17 protein-coding genes are annotated in these 18,675 nt (G+C 58.2%); 6 read left to right on the top strand and 11 right to left on the bottom strand.

Annotated features, from left to right (window positions below; translation table 11 throughout):
* Nucleotides 1-52 precede the first annotated feature (52 nt).
* The 4 genes from dppB to EDC26_RS14315 are packed head-to-tail and all read left to right on the top strand — an operon-like array spanning nucleotide 53 to nucleotide 4,048.
* Nucleotides 53-1,072, top strand: a complete 1,020-nt coding sequence (gene dppB / locus EDC26_RS14330) for a dipeptide ABC transporter permease DppB (protein WP_132583804.1) — start codon at nucleotides 53-55, stop codon at nucleotides 1,070-1,072.
* Nucleotides 1,073-1,082: 10 nt separating this feature from the next.
* Complete coding sequence (gene dppC / locus EDC26_RS14325) at nucleotides 1,083-1,970, top strand: dipeptide ABC transporter permease DppC (protein WP_132583802.1); 888 nt, start codon at nucleotides 1,083-1,085, stop codon at nucleotides 1,968-1,970.
* A gap of 9 nt (nucleotides 1,971-1,979) precedes the next feature.
* The gene (gene dppD / locus EDC26_RS14320) at nucleotides 1,980-2,960 is read left to right on the top strand and encodes a dipeptide ABC transporter ATP-binding protein (protein ID WP_132583800.1); all 981 of its coding nucleotides are present in this window, start codon (nucleotides 1,980-1,982) and stop codon (nucleotides 2,958-2,960) included.
* Nucleotides 2,957-4,048: a peptide ABC transporter ATP-binding protein gene (locus EDC26_RS14315; protein ID WP_132583798.1), complete on the top strand. Its 1,092-nt coding sequence runs from the start codon at nucleotides 2,957-2,959 to the stop codon at nucleotides 4,046-4,048. Before dppD ends, EDC26_RS14315 begins: the two co-directional genes overlap by 4 nt.
* Here EDC26_RS14315 and lysS read toward each other — a convergent pair.
* The 4 genes from lysS to EDC26_RS14295 form a co-directional block, all read right to left on the bottom strand.
* Nucleotides 4,014-5,555, bottom strand: a complete 1,542-nt coding sequence (gene lysS, locus EDC26_RS14310; protein ID WP_132583796.1) for a lysine--tRNA ligase — start codon at nucleotides 5,553-5,555, stop codon at nucleotides 4,014-4,016. The genes EDC26_RS14315 and lysS overlap by 35 nt on opposite strands.
* A gap of 10 nt (nucleotides 5,556-5,565) precedes the next feature.
* Nucleotides 5,566-6,318, bottom strand: coding sequence for an SDR family oxidoreductase (locus tag EDC26_RS14305; RefSeq protein ID WP_132583794.1), 753 nt, complete (start codon nucleotides 6,316-6,318; stop codon nucleotides 5,566-5,568).
* 20 nt (nucleotides 6,319-6,338) lie between these two features.
* A protein-coding gene (prfB, locus tag EDC26_RS14300) for a peptide chain release factor 2 (RefSeq protein WP_132583792.1) occupies nucleotides 6,339-7,443 on the bottom strand; the annotation gives its coding sequence in 2 pieces (ribosomal slippage) (nucleotides 6,339-7,361 and nucleotides 7,363-7,443; 1,104 coding nt in all).
* Nucleotides 7,444-7,525: 82 nt separating this feature from the next.
* Nucleotides 7,526-8,728 (bottom strand): ammonium transporter, encoded by a 1,203-nt coding sequence (locus EDC26_RS14295; RefSeq protein ID WP_132583790.1) that lies wholly within the window; start codon nucleotides 8,726-8,728, stop codon nucleotides 7,526-7,528.
* A 479-nt stretch (nucleotides 8,729-9,207) separates the two neighbouring features.
* On the opposite strand from EDC26_RS14295, the gene EDC26_RS14285 reads away from it, so the two are divergent.
* Entirely contained in the window at nucleotides 9,208-9,624 is a 417-nt protein-coding gene (locus EDC26_RS14285) for a MaoC family dehydratase (RefSeq protein ID WP_132583788.1), read from the top strand.
* A gap of 68 nt (nucleotides 9,625-9,692) precedes the next feature.
* Here the strand turns inward: EDC26_RS14285 and EDC26_RS14280 are convergent, their stop codons facing one another.
* The 6 genes from EDC26_RS14280 to EDC26_RS14255 all read right to left on the bottom strand — a co-directional run bounded on the left by EDC26_RS14280 (nucleotide 9,693) and on the right by EDC26_RS14255 (nucleotide 16,392).
* Nucleotides 9,693-10,970 (bottom strand): TRAP transporter large permease, encoded by a 1,278-nt coding sequence (locus tag EDC26_RS14280; protein WP_132583786.1) that lies wholly within the window; start codon nucleotides 10,968-10,970, stop codon nucleotides 9,693-9,695.
* A complete protein-coding gene (locus tag EDC26_RS14275; RefSeq protein WP_132583784.1) occupies nucleotides 10,967-11,515 on the bottom strand; it encodes a TRAP transporter small permease in 549 nt (182 codons plus the stop codon). The genes EDC26_RS14280 and EDC26_RS14275 overlap by 4 nt, the downstream gene beginning before the upstream one ends.
* A 31-nt stretch (nucleotides 11,516-11,546) precedes the next feature.
* Nucleotides 11,547-12,551 (bottom strand): TRAP transporter substrate-binding protein, encoded by a 1,005-nt coding sequence (locus tag EDC26_RS14270; protein WP_132583782.1) that lies wholly within the window; start codon nucleotides 12,549-12,551, stop codon nucleotides 11,547-11,549.
* A gap of 266 nt (nucleotides 12,552-12,817) precedes the next feature.
* Nucleotides 12,818-14,209 (bottom strand): c-type cytochrome, encoded by a 1,392-nt coding sequence (locus EDC26_RS14265; RefSeq protein WP_243700923.1) that lies wholly within the window; start codon nucleotides 14,207-14,209, stop codon nucleotides 12,818-12,820.
* A 16-nt stretch (nucleotides 14,210-14,225) separates the two neighbouring features.
* Nucleotides 14,226-15,863: a GMC family oxidoreductase gene (locus EDC26_RS14260; protein ID WP_132583780.1), complete on the bottom strand. Its 1,638-nt coding sequence runs from the start codon at nucleotides 15,861-15,863 to the stop codon at nucleotides 14,226-14,228.
* Between the two features lie 10 nt (nucleotides 15,864-15,873).
* Complete coding sequence (locus EDC26_RS14255; protein ID WP_132583778.1) at nucleotides 15,874-16,392, bottom strand: sugar dehydrogenase complex small subunit; 519 nt, start codon at nucleotides 16,390-16,392, stop codon at nucleotides 15,874-15,876.
* Between the two features lie 227 nt (nucleotides 16,393-16,619).
* On the opposite strand from EDC26_RS14255, the gene EDC26_RS14250 reads away from it, so the two are divergent.
* The gene (locus EDC26_RS14250; protein ID WP_132583776.1) at nucleotides 16,620-17,279 is read left to right on the top strand and encodes a DsbA family oxidoreductase; all 660 of its coding nucleotides are present in this window, start codon (nucleotides 16,620-16,622) and stop codon (nucleotides 17,277-17,279) included.
* An 83-nt stretch (nucleotides 17,280-17,362) separates the two neighbouring features.
* On the opposite strand, the gene EDC26_RS14245 is transcribed toward EDC26_RS14250, so the two are convergent.
* On the bottom strand, nucleotides 17,363-18,586 hold the full coding sequence (locus tag EDC26_RS14245) for an MFS transporter (RefSeq protein ID WP_132583951.1): 1,224 nt from the start codon (nucleotides 18,584-18,586) through the stop codon (nucleotides 17,363-17,365).
* Nucleotides 18,587-18,675: the final 89 nt, after the last annotated feature.

The raw sequence follows: 18,675 nt of genomic DNA, 5'->3' as shown, positions 1-18,675 counted from the left end.
AAGCCGCATTCATTTTCGGATGCGCACGCAGGCTTGATCAGAGAAGCTTTTTATGTTGTCTTTTATCTTTCGGCGCCTGGGGCTGGTCATTCCTACCTTTATCGGAATTACGCTCCTGACGTTTGCCTTCGTGCATCTGATCCCCGGCGACCCCGTCATGGTGATGGCGGGCGAGCGCGGCATCTCACCCGAGCGTCATGCCATGCTGATGGCGCAATTGGGGCTGGACCGGCCTTTGTACGTGCAATATTTCCATTATGTCTGGAATGTGCTGCATGGCGATTTGGGCACAACGCTGACCAGCCGCTTGCCGGTATGGCAGGAGTTTGTACCGCGTTTCAAGGCCACGTTCGAACTGGGCACGGTGGCCATGCTATTGGCTATTGTGGTGGGCATTCCGGTCGGTATGCTGGCTGCCGTCAAGCGGGGCTCGATCTTCGACCATACCGCGGTCAGCATTTCGCTGGCCGGCTATTCCATGCCGATATTCTGGTGGGGACTGATGCTGATCATGCTGGTATCGGTGCACTGGAATCTGATGCCTGTGTCGGGCCGCATCGGGGATACGGTTTTTCTCGACGACAGCCTGCCGTTAACGGGCTTTATGTTGATCGACACCTTGTTTTACGGCGAGCAAGGCGATTTTCTCAACGCGCTGCACCATATTATTTTGCCGGCGATTGTGCTGGCGACCATCCCTCTTGCCGTGATCGTGCGCATGACGCGCTCTTCCATGCTCGAGGTGCTGGGCGAAGACTATATCCGCACGGCGCGCGCCAAGGGCTTGAGCCGTATGCGCGTGATTGTGGTGCACGCGCTGCGCAATGCCTTGCTGCCGGTCATTACCGTCATTGGCCTGCAGGTGGGAACCTTGCTTGCCGGCGCCATTCTGACTGAGACGATTTTTTCCTGGCCGGGGCTGGGACGATGGTTGATTCAGGGGTTGCAAGAGCGCGACTACCCCGTCGTGCAGGGTGGGGTGCTGGTGGTGGCGACCCTGATCATTCTGGTCAATGTATTGGTCGACGTGCTGTATGGCGTGGCCAATCCGCGAATCCGCCGCCGCAAATAAGGAGCCACTGATGTCGGAACTTGTATTGGCTCCCATGCCGCCCGGCCCCTTGGCCGCTTTCTGGGGCGATTTTCGCCGCAACAAGGGCGCGGTGCTGGGGTTGGCATATATCGTTGTCATGCTGGTCATTGCGCTGGGTGCGGGCTGGCTCGCGCCGCACGACCCCACCATGCAATATCGCGACGCGCTGCTGCAGCCCCCGGTGTGGCAGGATGGCGGCTCGTGGCGGTTTGTCCTGGGCACTGATGATATCGGCCGCGATCTGCTTTCACGGCTCATGTTCGGTTCGCGCTTGTCACTGTTGGTCGGTTGCCTGGTCGTGACGCTGTCGCTAATTTTGGGAATCGTGATGGGCTTGCTGGCCGGTTATCTGGGCGGCATGATCGATATTGTTATCATGCGGCTGGTCGATATTATGCTGGCCTTGCCCAGCTTGCTGCTGGCGTTGGTGCTGGTGGCCATTTTCGGCCCATCCATCGTCAATGCGTCGCTGGCGCTTACCTTTGTGGCCTTGCCGCATTATGTGCGGCTGACGCGGGCCGCTGTGCTGATCGAGGTTAGCCGCGATTATGTGACGGCCTCGCGCGTGGCGGGCGCGGGCGCGATGCGCCAAATGTTCATCAATGTATTACCCAACTGCCTGGCGCCTTTGATCGTACAGGCTTCACTCGGCTTTTCCAATGCCATCCTCGACATGGCCGCCTTGGGCTTTCTGGGTATGGGCGCGCAGCCGCCCACCCCTGAGTGGGGCACGATGCTGGCCGACGTTTTGCAGTTCACGCAGCGCGCCTGGTGGGTCGTTGCCTTTCCGGGTATTGCGATTTTGCTGGCTGTTCTGGCGTTTAATCTGATGGGCGACGGCCTGCGCGATGCGCTCGATCCCAAGCTGAAGGTGTAAGGGGCGCTGATGTCATTGCTGGATATACAGAACCTGTCGGTGCATTTCGGTGATCGCGATGCGCCTTTCAAGGCAGTCGATCGCATTAGCTATCGGGTTGAGGCCGGAGAGGTCCTGGGCGTCGTGGGCGAATCGGGTTCGGGCAAATCGGTCAGTTCGCTGGCGGTGATGGGGCTGATCGATTTTCCGGGTGTTGTCAGCGCCGATGCCTTGAGTTTCGAAGGCCGCGATCTCCTGAAACTCCCCGAAAAGGCGCGGCGTACGTTGATTGGTTCGGAAGTGGCCATGATTTTTCAGGACCCCATGACGAGCTTGAACCCTTGTTACACCGTCGGCTATCAGATCATGGAGGCGATTGGAGCGCACCAGGGCGGCAGCCGCCACGCGCGCCGGGCGCGCACTATTGAATTGCTCAATCAGGTCGGCATTCCCGATCCGCAATCGCGGCTGGACGCCTATCCGCATCAGATGTCGGGTGGAATGAGCCAGCGCGTGATGATTGCCATGGCCATTGCCTGCCGGCCCAAGCTTTTGATTGCCGACGAGCCTACTACCGCGCTGGACGTCACCATCCAGGCGCAGATCATCGATCTGCTGCTGGATTTGCAGCGTAGCGAAGGCCTGGCCCTGGTACTGATTAGCCATGATCTGGCGCTGGTAGCCGAAGCGGCCGATCGCATTATCGTGATGTACGCCGGACAGTTGGTGGAGTCGGGCCGGGCGAGCGATATCTTTCGCAGCCCCCAGCATCCTTACACACAGGCCCTGTTGCGCGCTTTGCCGGAGTTTTCGAAAGGTCGGTCGCGCCTGGATTCGCTGCCTGGAGTGGTGCCGGGGAAGTACGATCGTCCCCAGGGTTGCCTGCTCAGCCCGCGTTGCGCTTATGCCACCGAATTTTGCCGCCAGCACGAGCCCGAGCTGCGCGGCGCGCCCGGTCGGCAGGTCAAGTGCCACACGCCTTTGAATGAATCGGGAGACCCTGTGCGATGAACAGCTCCATCACGCCCGAGGTTGCCGCGGCGCCTGCACGGGTATCGGCCGCCGGATCGGCGCCCGTGTCCAGCGAGCATTTGCTTGAGGCCGTCGACCTGAAAAAATATTACCCGGTGAAGAAAGGTCTTTTCTCGCCGATGCAGACGGTCAAGGCTCTGGATGGTGTGTCGTTTACCCTGGAGCGCGGCAAGACGCTTGCGGTGGTCGGCGAATCGGGCTGCGGCAAATCGACTCTGGGGCGATTGCTGACCTTGATCGAAACACCCACGGCGGGTCATCTGTATTATCAGGGCCAGGATCTGCTGAAAAAAGATCCTGCCGCGGAAAAACTGCGCCGCCAAAAAATCCAGATTGTGTTTCAGAACCCGTATGCGTCGCTTAATCCGCGCAAAAAGGTAGGGACCATTCTTGAAGAGCCCTTGCTCATCAATACCAGGCTCAGTGGCCCCGAGCGTCGTGAGAAAGCCCACGCGATGATGGCGCTGGTGGGTTTGCGCCCCGAGTTCTACCATCGTTATCCACACATGTTTTCGGGTGGCCAGCGCCAGCGGATAGCCATCGCGCGGGGCCTGATGCTTAATCCGGATGTTCTGATTGCCGACGAGGCGGTCTCCGCGCTGGATGTGTCGGTGCGCGCGCAGGTGTTGAATCTGATGATGGATCTGCAAAAGGAGCTCAGTCTTTCGTACGTGTTCATTTCACACGATTTGTCGGTGGTTGAACACTTGGCCGACGAGGTGATGGTGATGTATCTGGGGCGCACGGTCGAGCAGGGGCCCAAGGCGCAGATATTCGGCAACCCGCGTCATCCCTATACCCGGGCTTTGCTATCGGCTACGCCGCGCCTGAACCCGGAACTGCGCCGCGAGCGCATCAAGCTAAGCGGTGAGCTGCCCAGTCCGTTGAATCCTCCGCTGGGTTGTGCGTTCAATGCGCGCTGCCCGTTGGCCATGGATATTTGCCGGCGGCAGCAGCCTGCGTTGAAGCCCTACGGTGAAATCCAGGCCGCCTGTTTTGCTTTGGATGGGGCGCCACAAACACATAACCGAATCAATCTTCCCGGCGCAGATGCGGAAACAGGATAACGTCGCGGATGCTGGGGCTGTCGGTCAGCATCATCACCAGGCGGTCTATCCCGATACCGCAACCGCCCGTGGGAGGCATGCCGTATTCGAGCGCGCGAATATAGTCAGCGTCGTAATACATGGCTTCTTCGTCGCCGGCATCTTTGGCCTGAACCTGCGCCTGAAAGCGCGCCGCCTGGTCTTCGGGATCGTTCAATTCGGAAAACCCGTTGGCAATTTCGCGGCCGGTGGCGAACAGCTCGAAGCGCTCAGTGATTCCGGCTTGCGTATCCGAGGCGCGCGCCAGCGGCGACACCTCGATGGGGTAATCGATGATAAAGGTGGGTTGCCACAATTTGGATTCCGCCGTTTCCTCGAACAGCGCCAATTGCAAGGCACCGATTCCTGCTCTGGCGAGTACCGGGCCGTTTACATCGGCGCCCAGCCTTTTGAGTTCCGTGCGCAAGAAGGCTTCGTCGTGCAGTTGCTCCGTGGTGTATCCGCTGGCGTATTTCTGTATCGCCTGTACGATGGTCAGGCGGTCGAAGGGCCGGCCCAAATCCAGCGGCCGCCCCTGGTAGTTTAATGCGGTGCTGCCGCATGCGGCCTGCGCCGCGGCGCGAATCAGCGATTCGGTGAAGTCCATCAGCCAGCGGTAATCGGTATAGGCGGCATAAAACTCCATCATCGTGAATTCAGGATTATGGCGCGGGCTGACTCCTTCGTTGCGAAAATTGCGGTTGATTTCAAAGACGCGATCGAAGCCGCCTACGACCAGGCGCTTGAGGTAAAGTTCGGGCGCAATGCGCAAGAACATGTCCATGTCGAGCGCATTGTGATGCGTCTCGAAAGGTTTGGCGCTGGCGCCGCCCGGGATCGGGTGCAGCATGGGTGTTTCGACTTCCAGAAAACCGTTATCCAGCATGAACTGGCGGATGCTGCCTACTGTTTTGCTGCGTGCCTTGAAGGTATGCCGGGTTTCTTCGGTCATGATCAGGTCGACGTAGCGCTGCCGGTAACGCAGCTCCTGGTCGGCGACCCCATGAAACTTATCGGGCAGTGGCCTCAGGGACTTGGCCAGCAGCCGCGCGCTTTGCGCATGCACGGACAGCTCGCCCTTGTTGGTTTTGAAGACATTGCCTTCAATCGCAATAATGTCGCCGATGTCCCAGGTTTTGAAATCGGCGTATCGATCTTCGCCGAGGCTGGCCCGGTCGAGATAGATCTGGATGCGTCCTGCGCCATCTTGCACGGTGGCGAAGCTGGCCTTGCCCATGACGCGTTTAAGCATCATGCGCCCCGCAACCTTGACATGCCGTCCGGCTGCGGCAACGGCCTCCTGGTCCAATGCGTCGTAAGCTTCGTGCAACTGGGCGCTGGCGCTGTCAGGCCGGAAGTCGTTCGGGTAGGCAAGCCCCTCGTTGCGCAGTTTGCTCAGCTTGCTGCGGCGCTCGGCGATCAGGCGGTTCTCGTCGGCGGCGGCAGGGGCGCTGTGCGTGGCGGGGGGAATGGAGGTGGATTCAGTCATGGTTTTGCTATCAGGAATAATTTCGTATGTCATCGAGCACGGTCGTGCCGAAATCGTCACGGGCGATATAGCGGAGGATCTTTGCGGCCGTTTCGGCGGGCGAGGCAAGCTGGCCTTCTTCGTGCATGGACACGAAGCGCGACAGGCCCGGGAAGTCTTTGGGATCGCTTGCGCGTATGTGTTCCTGCATCCCCGTATCGACCACGCCTGGGGCGAGCGAAACAACGCGTACATCGGGTGCCTCGGCCGCGACGACCTGCGAGTATCGGTCTACGGCCGCTTTGGTAGCGCAATACACGGCCCAGCCAGGCATGGCGTTGCGGCCGGCACCCGATGAAATGTTCAGAATCCGGCGTTGGGCTTTCAGGTCGCGCGTGGCGCGCAGGAACGCGGCGCTCATCAGCATGAGGCTGGTCACGTTCAGGCCAAAGGCGGCGGTAATGGCGGCCTCGTCGTCCAGTTGCGCGGCGGCCCGTACTGGATCGACCGTGCCCGCGTTATTGATAAGCAGATAGCGTTGCGCGCCGCCAGGCAGGGCGGCCATGATTTGCGTGGCGCTGCGTTGGGCGGCGCGCGGGTCGCTCAGGTCGACCTGGATCTGCTGCAGCGTGCAGCCGGCATCGGCCGCGCGGGCCGCAAGACTCGCGTTGCGGCTGCGCGCCATGGTGATAATGTGCGCGCCGGGATCCATCAGCCCAAGCGCCAGCGCCTGGCCCAGGCCTTTGGATGCGCCGCTGATGACGGCAACGGTCGATAGATTCATGTAGTTCTCCCTCGGCGCATTCATACGCCTTGTTTCAGGCTGGCCTCGATAAACATGTCGAGGTCGCCATCGAGCACTTTTTGCGTGTTCGAGGTTTCGACATTCGTGCGCAAATCTTTGATACGGCTTTGGTCCAGCACATAAGAGCGTATCTGGTGACCCCAGCCCACATCGGTTTTGGCATCTTCCATTTTTTGCTGTGCGGCCATGCGCTCGCGCAGTTCAAGTTCGTACAGACGCGATTTAAGCATTTGCATGGCCTCGGCGCGGTTGCGATGCTGCGAGCGGTCGTTTTGGCATTGCACGACGATACCGCTTGGAACGTGCGTAATGCGCACCGCCGAATCGGTCTTGTTAATATGCTGGCCGCCCGCGCCGCTGGCTCGATAGGTGTCGATGCGCAGGTCGGCCGGGTTGATCTCGACTTCGATGGAGTCGTCGACTTCCGGATAGACGAAGACGCTGGCGAATGAAGTGTGGCGCCCGTTGGCCGAGTCGAAGGGGCTTTTGCGGACTAGCCGGTGTACACCGGTTTCAGTGCGCAGGAAGCCAAAGGCATGGTCGCCTTCGATTTTGATGGTGGCCGATTTGATGCCGGCGACTTCGCCGTCGGACTCTTCCAGGACCTGGGCCTTGAAGTCTTTGCGTTCGCAGTAGCGCAGGTATTGGCGCAAAAGAATAGACGCCCAGTCTTGCGCTTCGGTGCCGCCGGCACCGGACTGGATATCCAGAAAACAGTTGAAAGGATCGGCCGGGTTGGAGAACATGCGCCGAAACTCCATCGCATCGAGCCGTGCGCCATAGCCGTCGCAGTCATGCTCGATGGCCAATAGCGTGCTGTCGTCGTGATCGGCCAGGGCAAGCTCGAAAAGTTCTTTTGAATCGGCCAGGCCCGTGCCCAGTTCTGACAGGGTGTGTACGGTATTTTCCAGGCTTTTCTTTTCCCGGCCTAGCTCCTGGGCGTGTTTGGGGTCGTTCCAGACATCCGGGTTTTCGAGCTCGGCGTTGACAACCTGCAGGCGTTCAGATTTGGCATCGAAGTCAAAGATACCTCCGAAGTCCCTGCTGCCGTTCTTCGTAATCGTTCAGACGGGCAGCAAGTAGGTTTTGACGTTCGGCTTCCATAATATTCCTGAATAAGGTGTTCGGGCGCGGCGATTTCTCGCGGCCAATCCGGCATTTTAACCTGTCGGCGCGCTACGTAGCGTCACCAAGTGGTTTCGCGGTCCGAGGTCGACGATATCCGATGGATCGATAAATCAGCTCCGTCGAATTCCTGCTCGGGATCGAGCCGGATTCCGACGCATTTTTTCAGGCCGGCGTACAGCACATATCCTCCGGCCAGTGCCACCGTGATGCCCAGCAACGTCCCGATCAACTGCGACATGAACGATACGCCGCCCATTCCGCCCAGGGCCTTGTGTCCGAAAATTCCCACAGCCAGCCCACCCCATGTGCCGCACAGGCCGTGCAATGGCCAGACTCCAAGCACATCATCGATCTTCCATTTGTTTTGGGTCAGCGTGAACATCCAGACGAAGATGCCTGAGGCAACGGCACCAGTTAGCAGCGCGCCCAGTGGATGCATCAGATCGGAGCCCGCGCAGATGGCGATCAGGCCCGCCAAGGGGCCGTTGTGAATGAAGCCCGGGTCGTTTTTCCCCAGCACCAGAGCCACCAGCGTTCCTCCAGCCATCGCCATCAGGGAATTCATGGCGACCAGGCCATTCATCTTGTCCAGCGTTTGCGCGCTCATGACATTGAAACCGAACCAGCCGACCGTCAATATCCAGGCGCCCAGGGCCAGAAAAGGAATGTTGGAAGGAGGGTGGGCAGCCACGGCGCCTGTTTTCGTATAGCGGCCGCGTCGCGCGCCCAGCAGCAGCACGGCCGGCAATGCAATCCAGCCGCCGACCGCATGCACCACGACCGATCCGGCAAAATCGTGAAATGGAGCGGAGAACGTGGACTGGAGCCACGCCTGGACCCCAAAATGGTGGTTCCAGGCTATGCCTTCAAAAAAGGGGTAGATCAGACCTACCAATACGGCGGTCGCGAATAGCTGAGGATAAAACTTGGCGCGTTCGGCCATGCCGCCTGAAATAATCGCAGGAATAGCGGCGGCAAAAGTCAGCAAGAAGAAGAATTTGACGAGTTCAAAGCCATTTCTCGCCGACAGCACGTCGGCGCCGCTATAGAAGGTAGTGCCATAGGCGACGTAATAGCCCACGAAAAAATACGCCATCGTGGAAACGGCGAAGTCGGCCAGAATCTTGACCAGAGCGTTGACCTGATTTTTTTTGCGCACCGTCCCCAGCTCGAGGAAGGCAAAACCGGCATGCATGGCAAGAATCAATATCGCGCCGAGCAAAATGAATAATGCGTCGGCACCGCTCCTGTGACCATCCATGTCCATGACTCCTCGTGCGTACGCCAATGAAAGTGGCTTGTTTCCCATGCGGGAATGATTCCGGGAAATGATTGTACGAGCGGTTTATTTACGAATGGTTGAATATGCGGCCAGGGAGGGGCGCCTGGGCTGAAGCGTAGAATTAGGATTAAGCCCAAAACGTGCTGCCTGGGCCAGAATCCGTCTATCCATTTCACTCACATTCTTTTACCGCGACACGTTTTTCCGGTTTCCCCCGGGCGATCTGGTACCGCCCGTATTGGATCAATATGGGCGCCATGTGATCAGGCGCTTTCCTGTGCAATACGACGCCCTGTATTGGGGCGCGGTATTTCACAAGAACAGCAAGACCTCCTGCGTGCCGGTCATGTGATATGAAGGCGCGTCGGGGCGATTGAATCCGGCGAAGGTCGTTTGTCAAAGGCGGGCCCTATGCTATCTGTGTGCTTTGAGTGCTGGAATTTCATGGAGATTTCCTGATGAAATCTTTATTGGTCGATAAATGGCAAGAGTCCTTTCAAATCGAAGCCCGGCAACTGGCTGCGTATCTGGCTTCGGTCGGAGGTGGACATCCTGTTCACTCCTCGCAAGACCTGGCAATGCGTGCCGGATTCAAAGACACGCCTTTGCCAGGAGTACAGGTAGTGGGCGCTGCATTGGCAGCCCTGACACGCCAAATGGCGACGCTTCCCATTAAACTGCTCGACGTCAAATCAAGTTTTTTTCATCCAGTGCTGCCAGGCGACGAAATTCATTTGACCTGGTTGCTGGATCCGGATTCGACAAAAGAAACCGAGCGCTATGTAGAAGGGCAATACACGGCCGTGTGTGAATTAGGCGATGCCGTTAAGGCTGCGACCGTGCATGTCAGATTGCGTGTCGTGCGGGAGGGGTGATTGGATATTCGGGAATGATTTTGAAGGTTATGGCACCCACAAGGGGTGCCGCTACAAGGCATTCTTGCCTAAAACCCCATATTTGGCAGCCATAGCGAAATAATGGGCACATACGTGACCAGTACCAGGAAGGCGAGCAGCACTGATAGCCACGGCATGGCCGCTCGCACGACTTGTCCGATAGACATATTGGTAATGCCCGCGGTGACGAACAGGTTCAGGCCTATGGGTGGCGTGACCATGCCGATTTCCAGGTTCACAACGATAATAATTCCCAGGTGAACGGGGTCGATGCCCAGTTTCATGGCGATGGGAAACAGGATGGGGGCCAGAATCAGGATAATGCCGGTGGGTTCCATGAAGGCGCCGGCGATCAAAAGCAAGATATTGACGACAATCAGGAACTGCCAGGCGGGCATATCCCAGGCCACGATTTGTTCGGCGATCATTTGCGGGATGCGTTCGGTGGTGAGCACATGCGCGAACAACAAAGCATTGGCGATGATGAACATCAACATGACCGTGACCTTGGCCGCATCGATTAGCACCGATGGGACCTGTCGCATGCCGATGTCGCGATAGATGAAAACCGCCACGATGAAGGCATAGACGGCAGCGACCGCGGCGGCTTCGGTGGGTGTGAAGACGCCGCCATAGATCCCGCCCAGGATGATGACGATAAGCATCAGCCCCCAGAATGAATCGCGCCCGGCGACCAGGACTTCGCCCATGTTGGCGCGTGGCAGGCGCGGCAAATTCTTGACCTTGGCAACGATATAGATCACTACCATCAGCAGCAGCCCAAGCAGCAGCCCCGGCACGACGCCCGCCATGAAGAGCCGGCCCACCGATGTTTCGGTGGCGGCGCCGTACACCACCATGACAATGGAGGGCGGGATGAGGATACCCAGCGTGCCGGCATTGCAAATGACGCCGGCCGCGAAGGATTTTGGATAACCCGAGCGCACCATGCCGGCGATGACGATCGAACCCACCGCGACGACTGTTGCAGGCGAAGAACCCGAAACGGCCGCAAAAAGCACACAGGCCAACACCGAAGCGATGGCCAGCCCGCCATGCAGATGGCCGACGGCGGCGATCGCAAAACGGATCATGCGCTTGGCCACGCCGCCAGTGGTCATGAAGGCGCCAGCGAGTACGAAAAACGGGATGGCCATCAACGTAAAGTGTTCGGAGGTTTCGAACATTTTCAGCGACATCGAGGCCAGTGAATCGTGGCCGAATGCGATGATGGTGAGTATGGACGACAGGCCCAGCGCGACTGCCACGGGCATTCCCATGAACATGAACACGAACAACATTATGAATAGCGCGCCGGTTGTCATTTGTGCTCCGGTGTGTAATGGCTGTCTGTGTCGGAGCGATATTTGAGCGCGTCTTCAACTTCATCGCCCAACAAATGGTTTCCTTTGCCGGTAAGCAACCCGAACAGCACTTGCGCAAAGCGTATGAATAGCAGGGCGAAGCCGATGGGCAAGACCAGCCGAGGCACCCATTGCGGTATGGGCAGGTCTTGCGCCAGGATGCCGATCTCGACCATTTTGGCGACATAAACCCAGCCGCCTATAAAAACAATGGCGGCATAAAGCAGGCAAAGCAGGCTTGCAACGACGGCGACACGGCGGGCAAGCGATGCGGGAAGAATTTTGACCAGGGCATCGACGCCTATGTGTGCGCCGACCCGCACACCGTAAGACATTCCGATAAAGATCAGCGCGCCGAACAGGTAGGTGGTGAGTTCAAGCGCCCACACAAAGCTGTGGTTGAACCCATAGCGCGCAACGACCTGCATGAACGTAACCAGTGTCATGGCGGCAAGAAGAAAGGCAATCAAGCCTTCTTCCAGCCGCTCGAGCCAGATGAATTTCATCCGCATCCCCGAAAAATTATTTGGCCAGGTCTTATGTGTTGGATTTAAGTGCGGATTGAATCAGTTCGGGGCTGATCTGGGTTTCGAACTTTTTCCATACAGGCTCCATGGCCTTGCGCCATGCAGCGACGTCTTCTTTAGACAAGGTTTGCACGCGGGCCTTATTGGCGTCGATGATGCGCTTGCGGTCGCGTTCGTTGAGCTCGGCCGCCATTTTATTGGCGTGATCGGTCGCCTGCGCCATGGCCGTTTCCAGGCCTGTGCGGACATCGTCGGGCAAGCCTTTCCACCATTTTGCGTTGGTGACCACCATGTAGTCGATCACGCCGTGGTTGGTATTGGCGATGGTTTTTTGTACCTCGTGGAATTTTTGCGAATAAATATTCGACCACGTATTTTCCTGGCCATCCACCACGCCGGTTTGCAGCGCCTGGTAGACTTCGCTGAAGGCCAGTTTCTGCGGATTGGCGCCCAATTGACGGAATTGTGCTTCGAGCACGTCAGAGGCTTGAATGCGGAATTTCAGACCTTTGATGTCGTCAGGGCGAGTCAGGGTGTCTTTGCTGTCGGACAGCTGCTTCATGCCGTTATGCCAGTACGCGAGGCCTTGTATGCCTTTGCCTGTCATGGAACTGAGCAATGCTCGGCCGTCGGCACTGTGCTGGAAGCGATCAACGGCGTCCATGTCGTCGAACAGGAAGGGCAGGTCAAATAGCTGGACTTTTTTGGTGTAACGGTCGAATTTCGACAGCGACGGCGCAATGATCTGCACGTCGCCCAGAAGTACCGCTTCCATTTCCTTGGCATCGCCAAAAAGCTGCGAATTGGGGAAAATCTGTACCTGAACCTTGCCGGGCAGGAGTTTTTCGGCGATTTCCTTGAACTTGATGGCTCCTTGTCCCTTTGGAGTCGCATCGGCCACCACGTGGCTGAATTTGATGATGATCGGTGCTTGCGCCGCGAAGGCCGACCCTGACAAGGTCAGTGCGAAAGTTGTACTCAGTGCTGCAAAAATTGCAGACGCTTTTAGGCCCATGATTGATCCCCTGATGTGCGTTGTTGGCTATCTATCGTGTGTAGATATGACCCGAACTGTACCGGCGATGGGCGTATTTGTCAAAAATTTCAGGTTTTTGTAAGATTTGTGGCTGGGCCGCCAATAATGTGGCGCCACCCCTTGTGGGTGGCAAAATCGTTGATGGGCGGGGTGGTATCTATAGAACGCCGATGGCAGCCACAAGGGCTGCCGCTACGAAAACGTACCGGTTGCCAATGTAGTGGCAGCCCTTGTGGCTGCCAAATCTATTTCCCGCGCTTGCGCGCACCAAGCAGAAAGAGCGCCACGAGCAGCAGGCCGGCGATGATCATGCCGACTCGCGCGAACCAGATCAAATGGGATGGTTCGCCGCCGGCCCTTAATGTTTTTACCTGTTCGACGGTGACGTTGGCACCCGGGTTGCCGTAGTGCTGCGTCAGGTACGTGCCTAGCGTTGCGATTTGAATGTCGGATAGTTGCGCCCTGAAACCGGGCATCAACACATCGGGGGCGTCGGGACGCCGCTCTATGCCGTCAAGCAGCACCATGACCAGATTGTTGGTATTGGTTCTGCCCAGCGCGGTATTGTGAAACAGGGCCGGCAGGCCGCCGTCCGGACTGCCTTGCCCGCGCGCCTGGTGGCAGCTTGCGCAATTGGCGTCATAGAGTTGCGGGCCTGTCATTTGGTCCAGATTCTTGGGTAGCGGCACGCCGCGTATGCTGTTCAGGTCGTCGCCGGCCGTTCCCCAGACATAGACTGGGCGGGTATCCGCTGCATCATGCAAGGCAGGTACGGTTTTTAGATACACGGCGATTGCACGCAGGTCGGCCGCGTTCAGGTGCCGCAAGCTGTGGTCGATGGCTTCGGCCATAGGGCCGGCCGCCTGGCCTTTGCCATCGGCATGGCCAAGCTGCAAGTAGCTGATGATTTCCTGTTCGCTCCAGCCGCCAATGCCGCTGTTGGCGTCCGAGGTGATATTGGGCGCGTACCAGGTGCCGACTTCGCCGCCGCCCAGGTTGCGCGAAAAATCTTCCGCCATCATTATGTTGCGCGGTGTATGGCAGGCGCTGCAATGAGTCAGCCCTTGTGTCAGATAGGCGCCGCGATTCCATAGTTCGCCTTTGTCCGGCACGGGCTTGTATGGCTTGTCGTCGAGGAATAGCAGATTCCACCCCGCCATCGACAGGCGGATGTTGAAAGGAAAAGGCAAGTTCGTGGATGGTGGAGAAGCATCTACCGGTTCCACCGCTTGCATGAAGTAGGCGTACATCGCCTTGATGTCGTCGTCGGTGACCTTTGCGTAGGAGGTGTAAGGCATGGCCGGGTACAGGTGCTGCCCATCGGCGCGCACCCCCTTGCGCAAGGCATTGGTAAATTGTTCCAGCGTGTAATGGCCGATGCCGTTCGTTTTGGACGGCGTAATGTTGGTGGATACGATGTCGCCCACCGGCGTCGACAGCAGCAATCCGCCTGCGAACGGTTTACCCCCGGTCGCGGTGTGGCAGGCAATGCAATCGCCCGCCGTCGCCAGATATTGGCCGCGCTGGATTAGTTCGGTGCTGGCCGTATTGGTGGTTGCGGCGGCGCAAACGCTCAGGCTTGCCAGTGCCATGACAGCAGCGGCGAAGTCACATTGCAGGCGTGTCATGAATTTCATTGAGGCCTACCTGTAGTCAGGATTTCGATATGGGCGAGTTCGGCGCCTGCCCGTTTTTTTGCGTCGGGAGTATGTGCTCGGCGGTGCGCAATGCCAGCGCCAACCCGGTCATGGTCGAATTACAGGTAGCGGCGGTCGGCATGATGCCGGTGCTGGCGATGAACAGATTCTCGTGGTCGTGCGTGCGCCCGTAGCTGTCGACAACCGACGTCTTGGGGTCTTTGCCCATGCTCATGGTGCCCGTGATGTGCTGGTTGTTGGCGAAACTGCCTTCTTTGCTGTAGCGCAGATTCGTGCCGCCCATCAGTTCGGCAATACGCGCGAAATCCTTGCTCGATACCTCGGCCCCTCTGCGCGTGTAATCGTCGATGGCATAGTGCGCTTCAGGTTTGGGGATACCCATGGCGTCTTTTTGGGTACTGATTGTGATGCGATTTTCCGGATGGGGCAGTACTTCCAGCACGTTTTTCAGGCTCATTTCATAGGCTGCACTATGGCGCAGCCGCTTTTCCAGCTCAATACCGTAGACGCCCGCGTCGATCAAGGCCTGTGTGGCGCCCAGCACCCGCGAGATGTTGGTGAAATCGAGACGGTATGCCGAATGCTCGGTGCGAAACGCTCCGTCGCGCATGGTATTGATGGAACTGGGGCTTTGCGGGCCGCGGCCCAGCCATAGTTCTTCGTCGGCATCGAAGGTGATCGATGTGCTGGGGTGATCCATCAGGTGACGGCCCACCATGCCGGAACTGTTGGCCAGGCCGTTGGGGTATTTGTCGCTTGTCGATATCAATAACAGTTTCGGGCTTTCAATTCCGTTGGCCGCCAGGATAAAGGTCTTGCCTGTGACGCGGTGCGAGGTCTTGTTGGGGTCGTAATAATGAACGGCCGCGATACGGCCTTGTGAGTCATGCTCGATCTTGTAGACGACGGCGTTCGGGATCAGTTTTGCGCCGGCAGCTTCGGCGTCGGCTGCCGCAATGCCGCCGTGGTATTGAGCGTCGATCGGACAGATCGGCTGGCAGCTATTGTTGCCGCAACAGGCGGGCCGCCCGCCATAGCTGCGGCTGTTGCGCGCCGTGGTGTTGCCCACAAGCTCGTAACCGCCGGGCGCGATTCGTTCGCGAATCCGGCGCATGGCCCAGATTTCTGCCACAGGCTCCATCGGAAAAGGCTTGCTGCGCGGCGAGCCGGTGTTGGGCAAGCCCGAGACGCCCATGATTTCTTCGGCTTCCTGATAAAAAGGGTCGAGCTCCTCGTAGGTGAGCGGCCAATCGACACCCACCCCATACAAGCTTTTGATCCGCAAATCGTTGGGCACCACGCGCCAGGCCTGGGCGGCCCAGTGCCACGTTGTGCCGCCGACCTGGCGAATGTATTCCGCGGGGTAGGGATAGGGCCCGGCTTGTACCAAGTAGCCATTATCTTTGGGCTGATAGATTGGGTGCGGTGCCCAGGGCGATGGCGGGTAAGGCGACATCCAGTCGCTCTTGCGCGGCGAATTCCGGAAGCGGCCGACGATTTCACCGCGGGTAACACGTGGCCCGGCTTCAAGAATGACAACCGACGCGCCTTGTTTCAAAAGCCTGTGGGCTGTCAACGAACCTATGATTCCCGAGCCGATTACGACAAAGTCAGCTGACAACGATTCCGGCATTGAGTGCTCCTTAGCGTGGTTTCGCGGCCCAGGTTCCGTAGGCGCCGTAGGCGTAGGTGGGGGGCCTGAGCATGTCTTCGACGATAACGGCGTTCAACGCAGTTTCATACGCGATGCAGCGCGCATTTTCGCCGCTGCCGACGATGCCGGTGAACCAGGCAGTGACGATTTTTCGCGGCAGGGCGGCCAGCGTGGGGTGCCCGCCGTCGAGCACCTTTTGCAATTGGAGAGGGTCTATTTTTTGTTCATTGATCAGTTTGAGCAAGGCGCCGGTCGCTGCGGAAAAGCCGGGATCCTCGGCTACAAGCGCATCGTAGAAGCGTTTGCCCAGTACGGGATCAAGGGACTGACGGCCGGCCAGGATGGCCGAAACGGCTACAAATGCGCCTTGGTTGTCGTCGGGGATTGCCTGCGCCGTCGCCCAGGGGATCAATGAGGCGGTGTACCCGGATAGCAGGCTGATCAGCATGCGCCGACGTGCAGGGTCGGGTGAGCCTGGGTATTTATCTGCCTTGTTCAGATCATCCATAGCGGGCGCCTGTTAGGTGGGCGTGTGTGCCGTGTTGACATCTTACCCCCACCTGTTGCCATTGCAAATTTTTTTAACGTCGCGTGACTGCGCGCCCGTTGGCAATCAAGGCTGTATTCGCTTTGTAGCTTGGCCAGGGCTCGGAATCATGGAATCGGATTAAACTGTTTTCAGCTAAGGCCGTGGGCGATCATGCGGCTGGAAATCGATGAAGATAAGGTGATAATGTGGCTACTCAACTGAAGATAGATTTTGTGTCTGATGTTTCCTGTCCGTGGTGCGCAGTCGGACTGAGCTCGCTTGAAGGAGCCTTGGGCCGCTTGGATGGCCAGGTAGGCGCCGAGCTGCATTTCCAGCCTTTCGAGCTTAACCCGCAGATGCCTCCCGCAGGCCAGGATATTGTTGAACATCTAAGCGCAAAGTATGGCTCGACGCCGGAGCAGATTGCGCGCAATGCTGAAGCGATCCGGGTTCGCGGCGCAGAGGTCGGGTTTACTTTCGGCATGGGTAAACGCAACCGTATTTACAATACCTTCGATGCGCATCGCCTGTTGCACTGGGCCGGCCTGGAAGGCTGTCAGGCAGCGCTTAAACATGCTTTGTTCCAGGCTTACTTTACCGATGGCGAGGATCCCAGCGCGCACGACGTGCTGGTTCGCCTGGCCGTCAAGGTGGGTCTGGATGCCGCGCGGGCGCAGGCTATTCTCGCGTCCGATACCTACGCGAAGGAAGTGCGCGAGCGCGAGGATTTCTACCGTGAACACGGTATCGATTCCGTGCCGGCGATCATCATCAACGATCGCCACTTGATCCAGGGCGGCCAGCCGACCGAGGTATTTGAAAAGGCCCTGCGGCAGATAGCCGCAGAGCAGGGTGGGAGCCAGTAGCGCTGTCGTTGGCGGCGGTCATGGATTCGGTGTTTACGGGTAACCCGGGCCGTGCGTGAGCATGCGGCCCGGGATCCTTCGGATCAGTGTGCCTGGGCACGCATGCGCCATGCGCTTACCAGGGCGATGATGCCAAGAAGGCAGAGATACCATGTTACGTATTTTGGGTTGCCGCCACCGATCGATAGCAGCCAGATGGCAACAATAGGCGCCAGACCGCCGCCGATTGCTCCGGAGAGCTGAACGCCGATCGAGATTCCGCTGTATCGTATTTCCGGTGGAAACTGGTTTGAAAAAAGACTGGCCTCGGGCGCGTACATTGCGGCGTACACGACGCCGATGGCCACGATCATGGCCATGTTGACCCAAAGCGCCTGTTTGGTCGCGAGCAGATCAAAGAACGTGAATCCGAATAAAAAGATACCAATGGCGCCGAGGATGAAAACCCATTTATGACCGATGCGGTCTCCCAGCATGCCCAGTGCCGGCATCGTGAAGAAGGCGATGAGGGCGCCCCAGATGGTTGCCTCCAGCATGAGTGCCTTGGGGATTCCCAGGGTGGTGGTGGCATAAGCCAGCGCGAAGGTGACGACCGTGTAGAACCAGGTGACTTCCGCAAATCGGGCGCCCACGACCTTCAATACAGCCAGGGGGTGCGAACGGAAGATTTCGACAATCGGAAATTTGACTTTGGCGCCCGACTCTTCCATTTTTTCGAAGTCAGGCGATTCGCTGACGCGAATCCGGATGTACCAACCGATCAAGAGCAGTACGACGCTGGCAAGAAAAGGAATACGCCATCCCCAGGTCAGCATGTCCTGTTGGGGAAGGACGGCTACCCACAGCATGGCGAGCGAAGCCAGTACGAGGCCGGGTCCGACGCCGGCTTGAGGCAGGCTTCCGAACAGGCCTTTCTTGCCCGTCGGGGCATGTTCGACCGCCATGAGCACAGCGCCTCCCCATTCACCTCCCACCGCCAGGCCCTGCAGCAGGCGCATCAGCACCAGCAGAACCGCTGCCCAGTAACCGATCGACTCGTAAGACGGAATCAGGCCGATCAATATGGTGGGTATCCCCATGAGGAAAAGGGTGGTGATAAACATGGATTTGCGCCCGACTCGATCGCCGAAATGGCCGAATACGATTCCTCCCAGAGGGCGGGCGAAAAACCCGACAGAATAGGTGGCAAAGGCGGCCAGTGTGCCGGTGATGGGGTCAAACGACGGGAAAAATATCTTGTTGAAAATGAGCGCGGCGGCGCTGCCATATAGAAAAAAATCGTACCACTCGATAGTCGTTCCGATCATGCTGGCAAGGCCGACCTTGACGTAGCCGGCCTTACGAGGTGTGGCGGTTTCCAGATTATCGGTTTCCAGGCTGTCGTTATAGGCAGTCA

It is taken from the genome of Paralcaligenes ureilyticus, assembly GCF_004346225.1.
In the GTDB taxonomy this organism is placed as follows: domain Bacteria; phylum Pseudomonadota; class Gammaproteobacteria; order Burkholderiales; family Burkholderiaceae_B; genus Paralcaligenes; species Paralcaligenes ureilyticus.
The sequence above is the reverse complement of the archived record's forward strand: the minus strand, read 5'-3'. Positions and strand labels throughout refer to the sequence as shown.

Coding starts and splice junctions, on each gene's coding strand:
- dppB (WP_132583804.1), top strand. CDS start 53: ATGTTGTCTTTTATCTTTCGGCGCCTGGGGCTGGTCATTCCTACCTTT.
- dppC (WP_132583802.1), top strand. CDS start 1,083: ATGTCGGAACTTGTATTGGCTCCCATGCCGCCCGGCCCCTTGGCCGCT.
- dppD (WP_132583800.1), top strand. CDS start 1,980: ATGTCATTGCTGGATATACAGAACCTGTCGGTGCATTTCGGTGATCGC.
- EDC26_RS14315 (WP_132583798.1), top strand. CDS start 2,957: ATGAACAGCTCCATCACGCCCGAGGTTGCCGCGGCGCCTGCACGGGTA.
- lysS (WP_132583796.1), bottom strand. CDS start 5,555: ATGACTGAATCCACCTCCATTCCCCCCGCCACGCACAGCGCCCCTGCC.
- EDC26_RS14305 (WP_132583794.1), bottom strand. CDS start 6,318: ATGAATCTATCGACCGTTGCCGTCATCAGCGGCGCATCCAAAGGCCTG.
- EDC26_RS14295 (WP_132583790.1), bottom strand. CDS start 8,728: ATGGATGGTCACAGGAGCGGTGCCGACGCATTATTCATTTTGCTCGGC.
- EDC26_RS14285 (WP_132583788.1), top strand. CDS start 9,208: ATGAAATCTTTATTGGTCGATAAATGGCAAGAGTCCTTTCAAATCGAA.
- EDC26_RS14280 (WP_132583786.1), bottom strand. CDS start 10,970: ATGACAACCGGCGCGCTATTCATAATGTTGTTCGTGTTCATGTTCATG.
- EDC26_RS14275 (WP_132583784.1), bottom strand. CDS start 11,515: ATGAAATTCATCTGGCTCGAGCGGCTGGAAGAAGGCTTGATTGCCTTT.
- EDC26_RS14270 (WP_132583782.1), bottom strand. CDS start 12,551: ATGGGCCTAAAAGCGTCTGCAATTTTTGCAGCACTGAGTACAACTTTC.
- EDC26_RS14265 (WP_243700923.1), bottom strand. CDS start 14,209: ATGAAATTCATGACACGCCTGCAATGTGACTTCGCCGCTGCTGTCATG.
- EDC26_RS14260 (WP_132583780.1), bottom strand. CDS start 15,863: ATGCCGGAATCGTTGTCAGCTGACTTTGTCGTAATCGGCTCGGGAATC.
- EDC26_RS14255 (WP_132583778.1), bottom strand. CDS start 16,392: ATGGATGATCTGAACAAGGCAGATAAATACCCAGGCTCACCCGACCCT.
- EDC26_RS14245 (WP_132583951.1), bottom strand. CDS start 18,586: ATGATCGGAACGACTATCGAGTGGTACGATTTTTTTCTATATGGCAGC.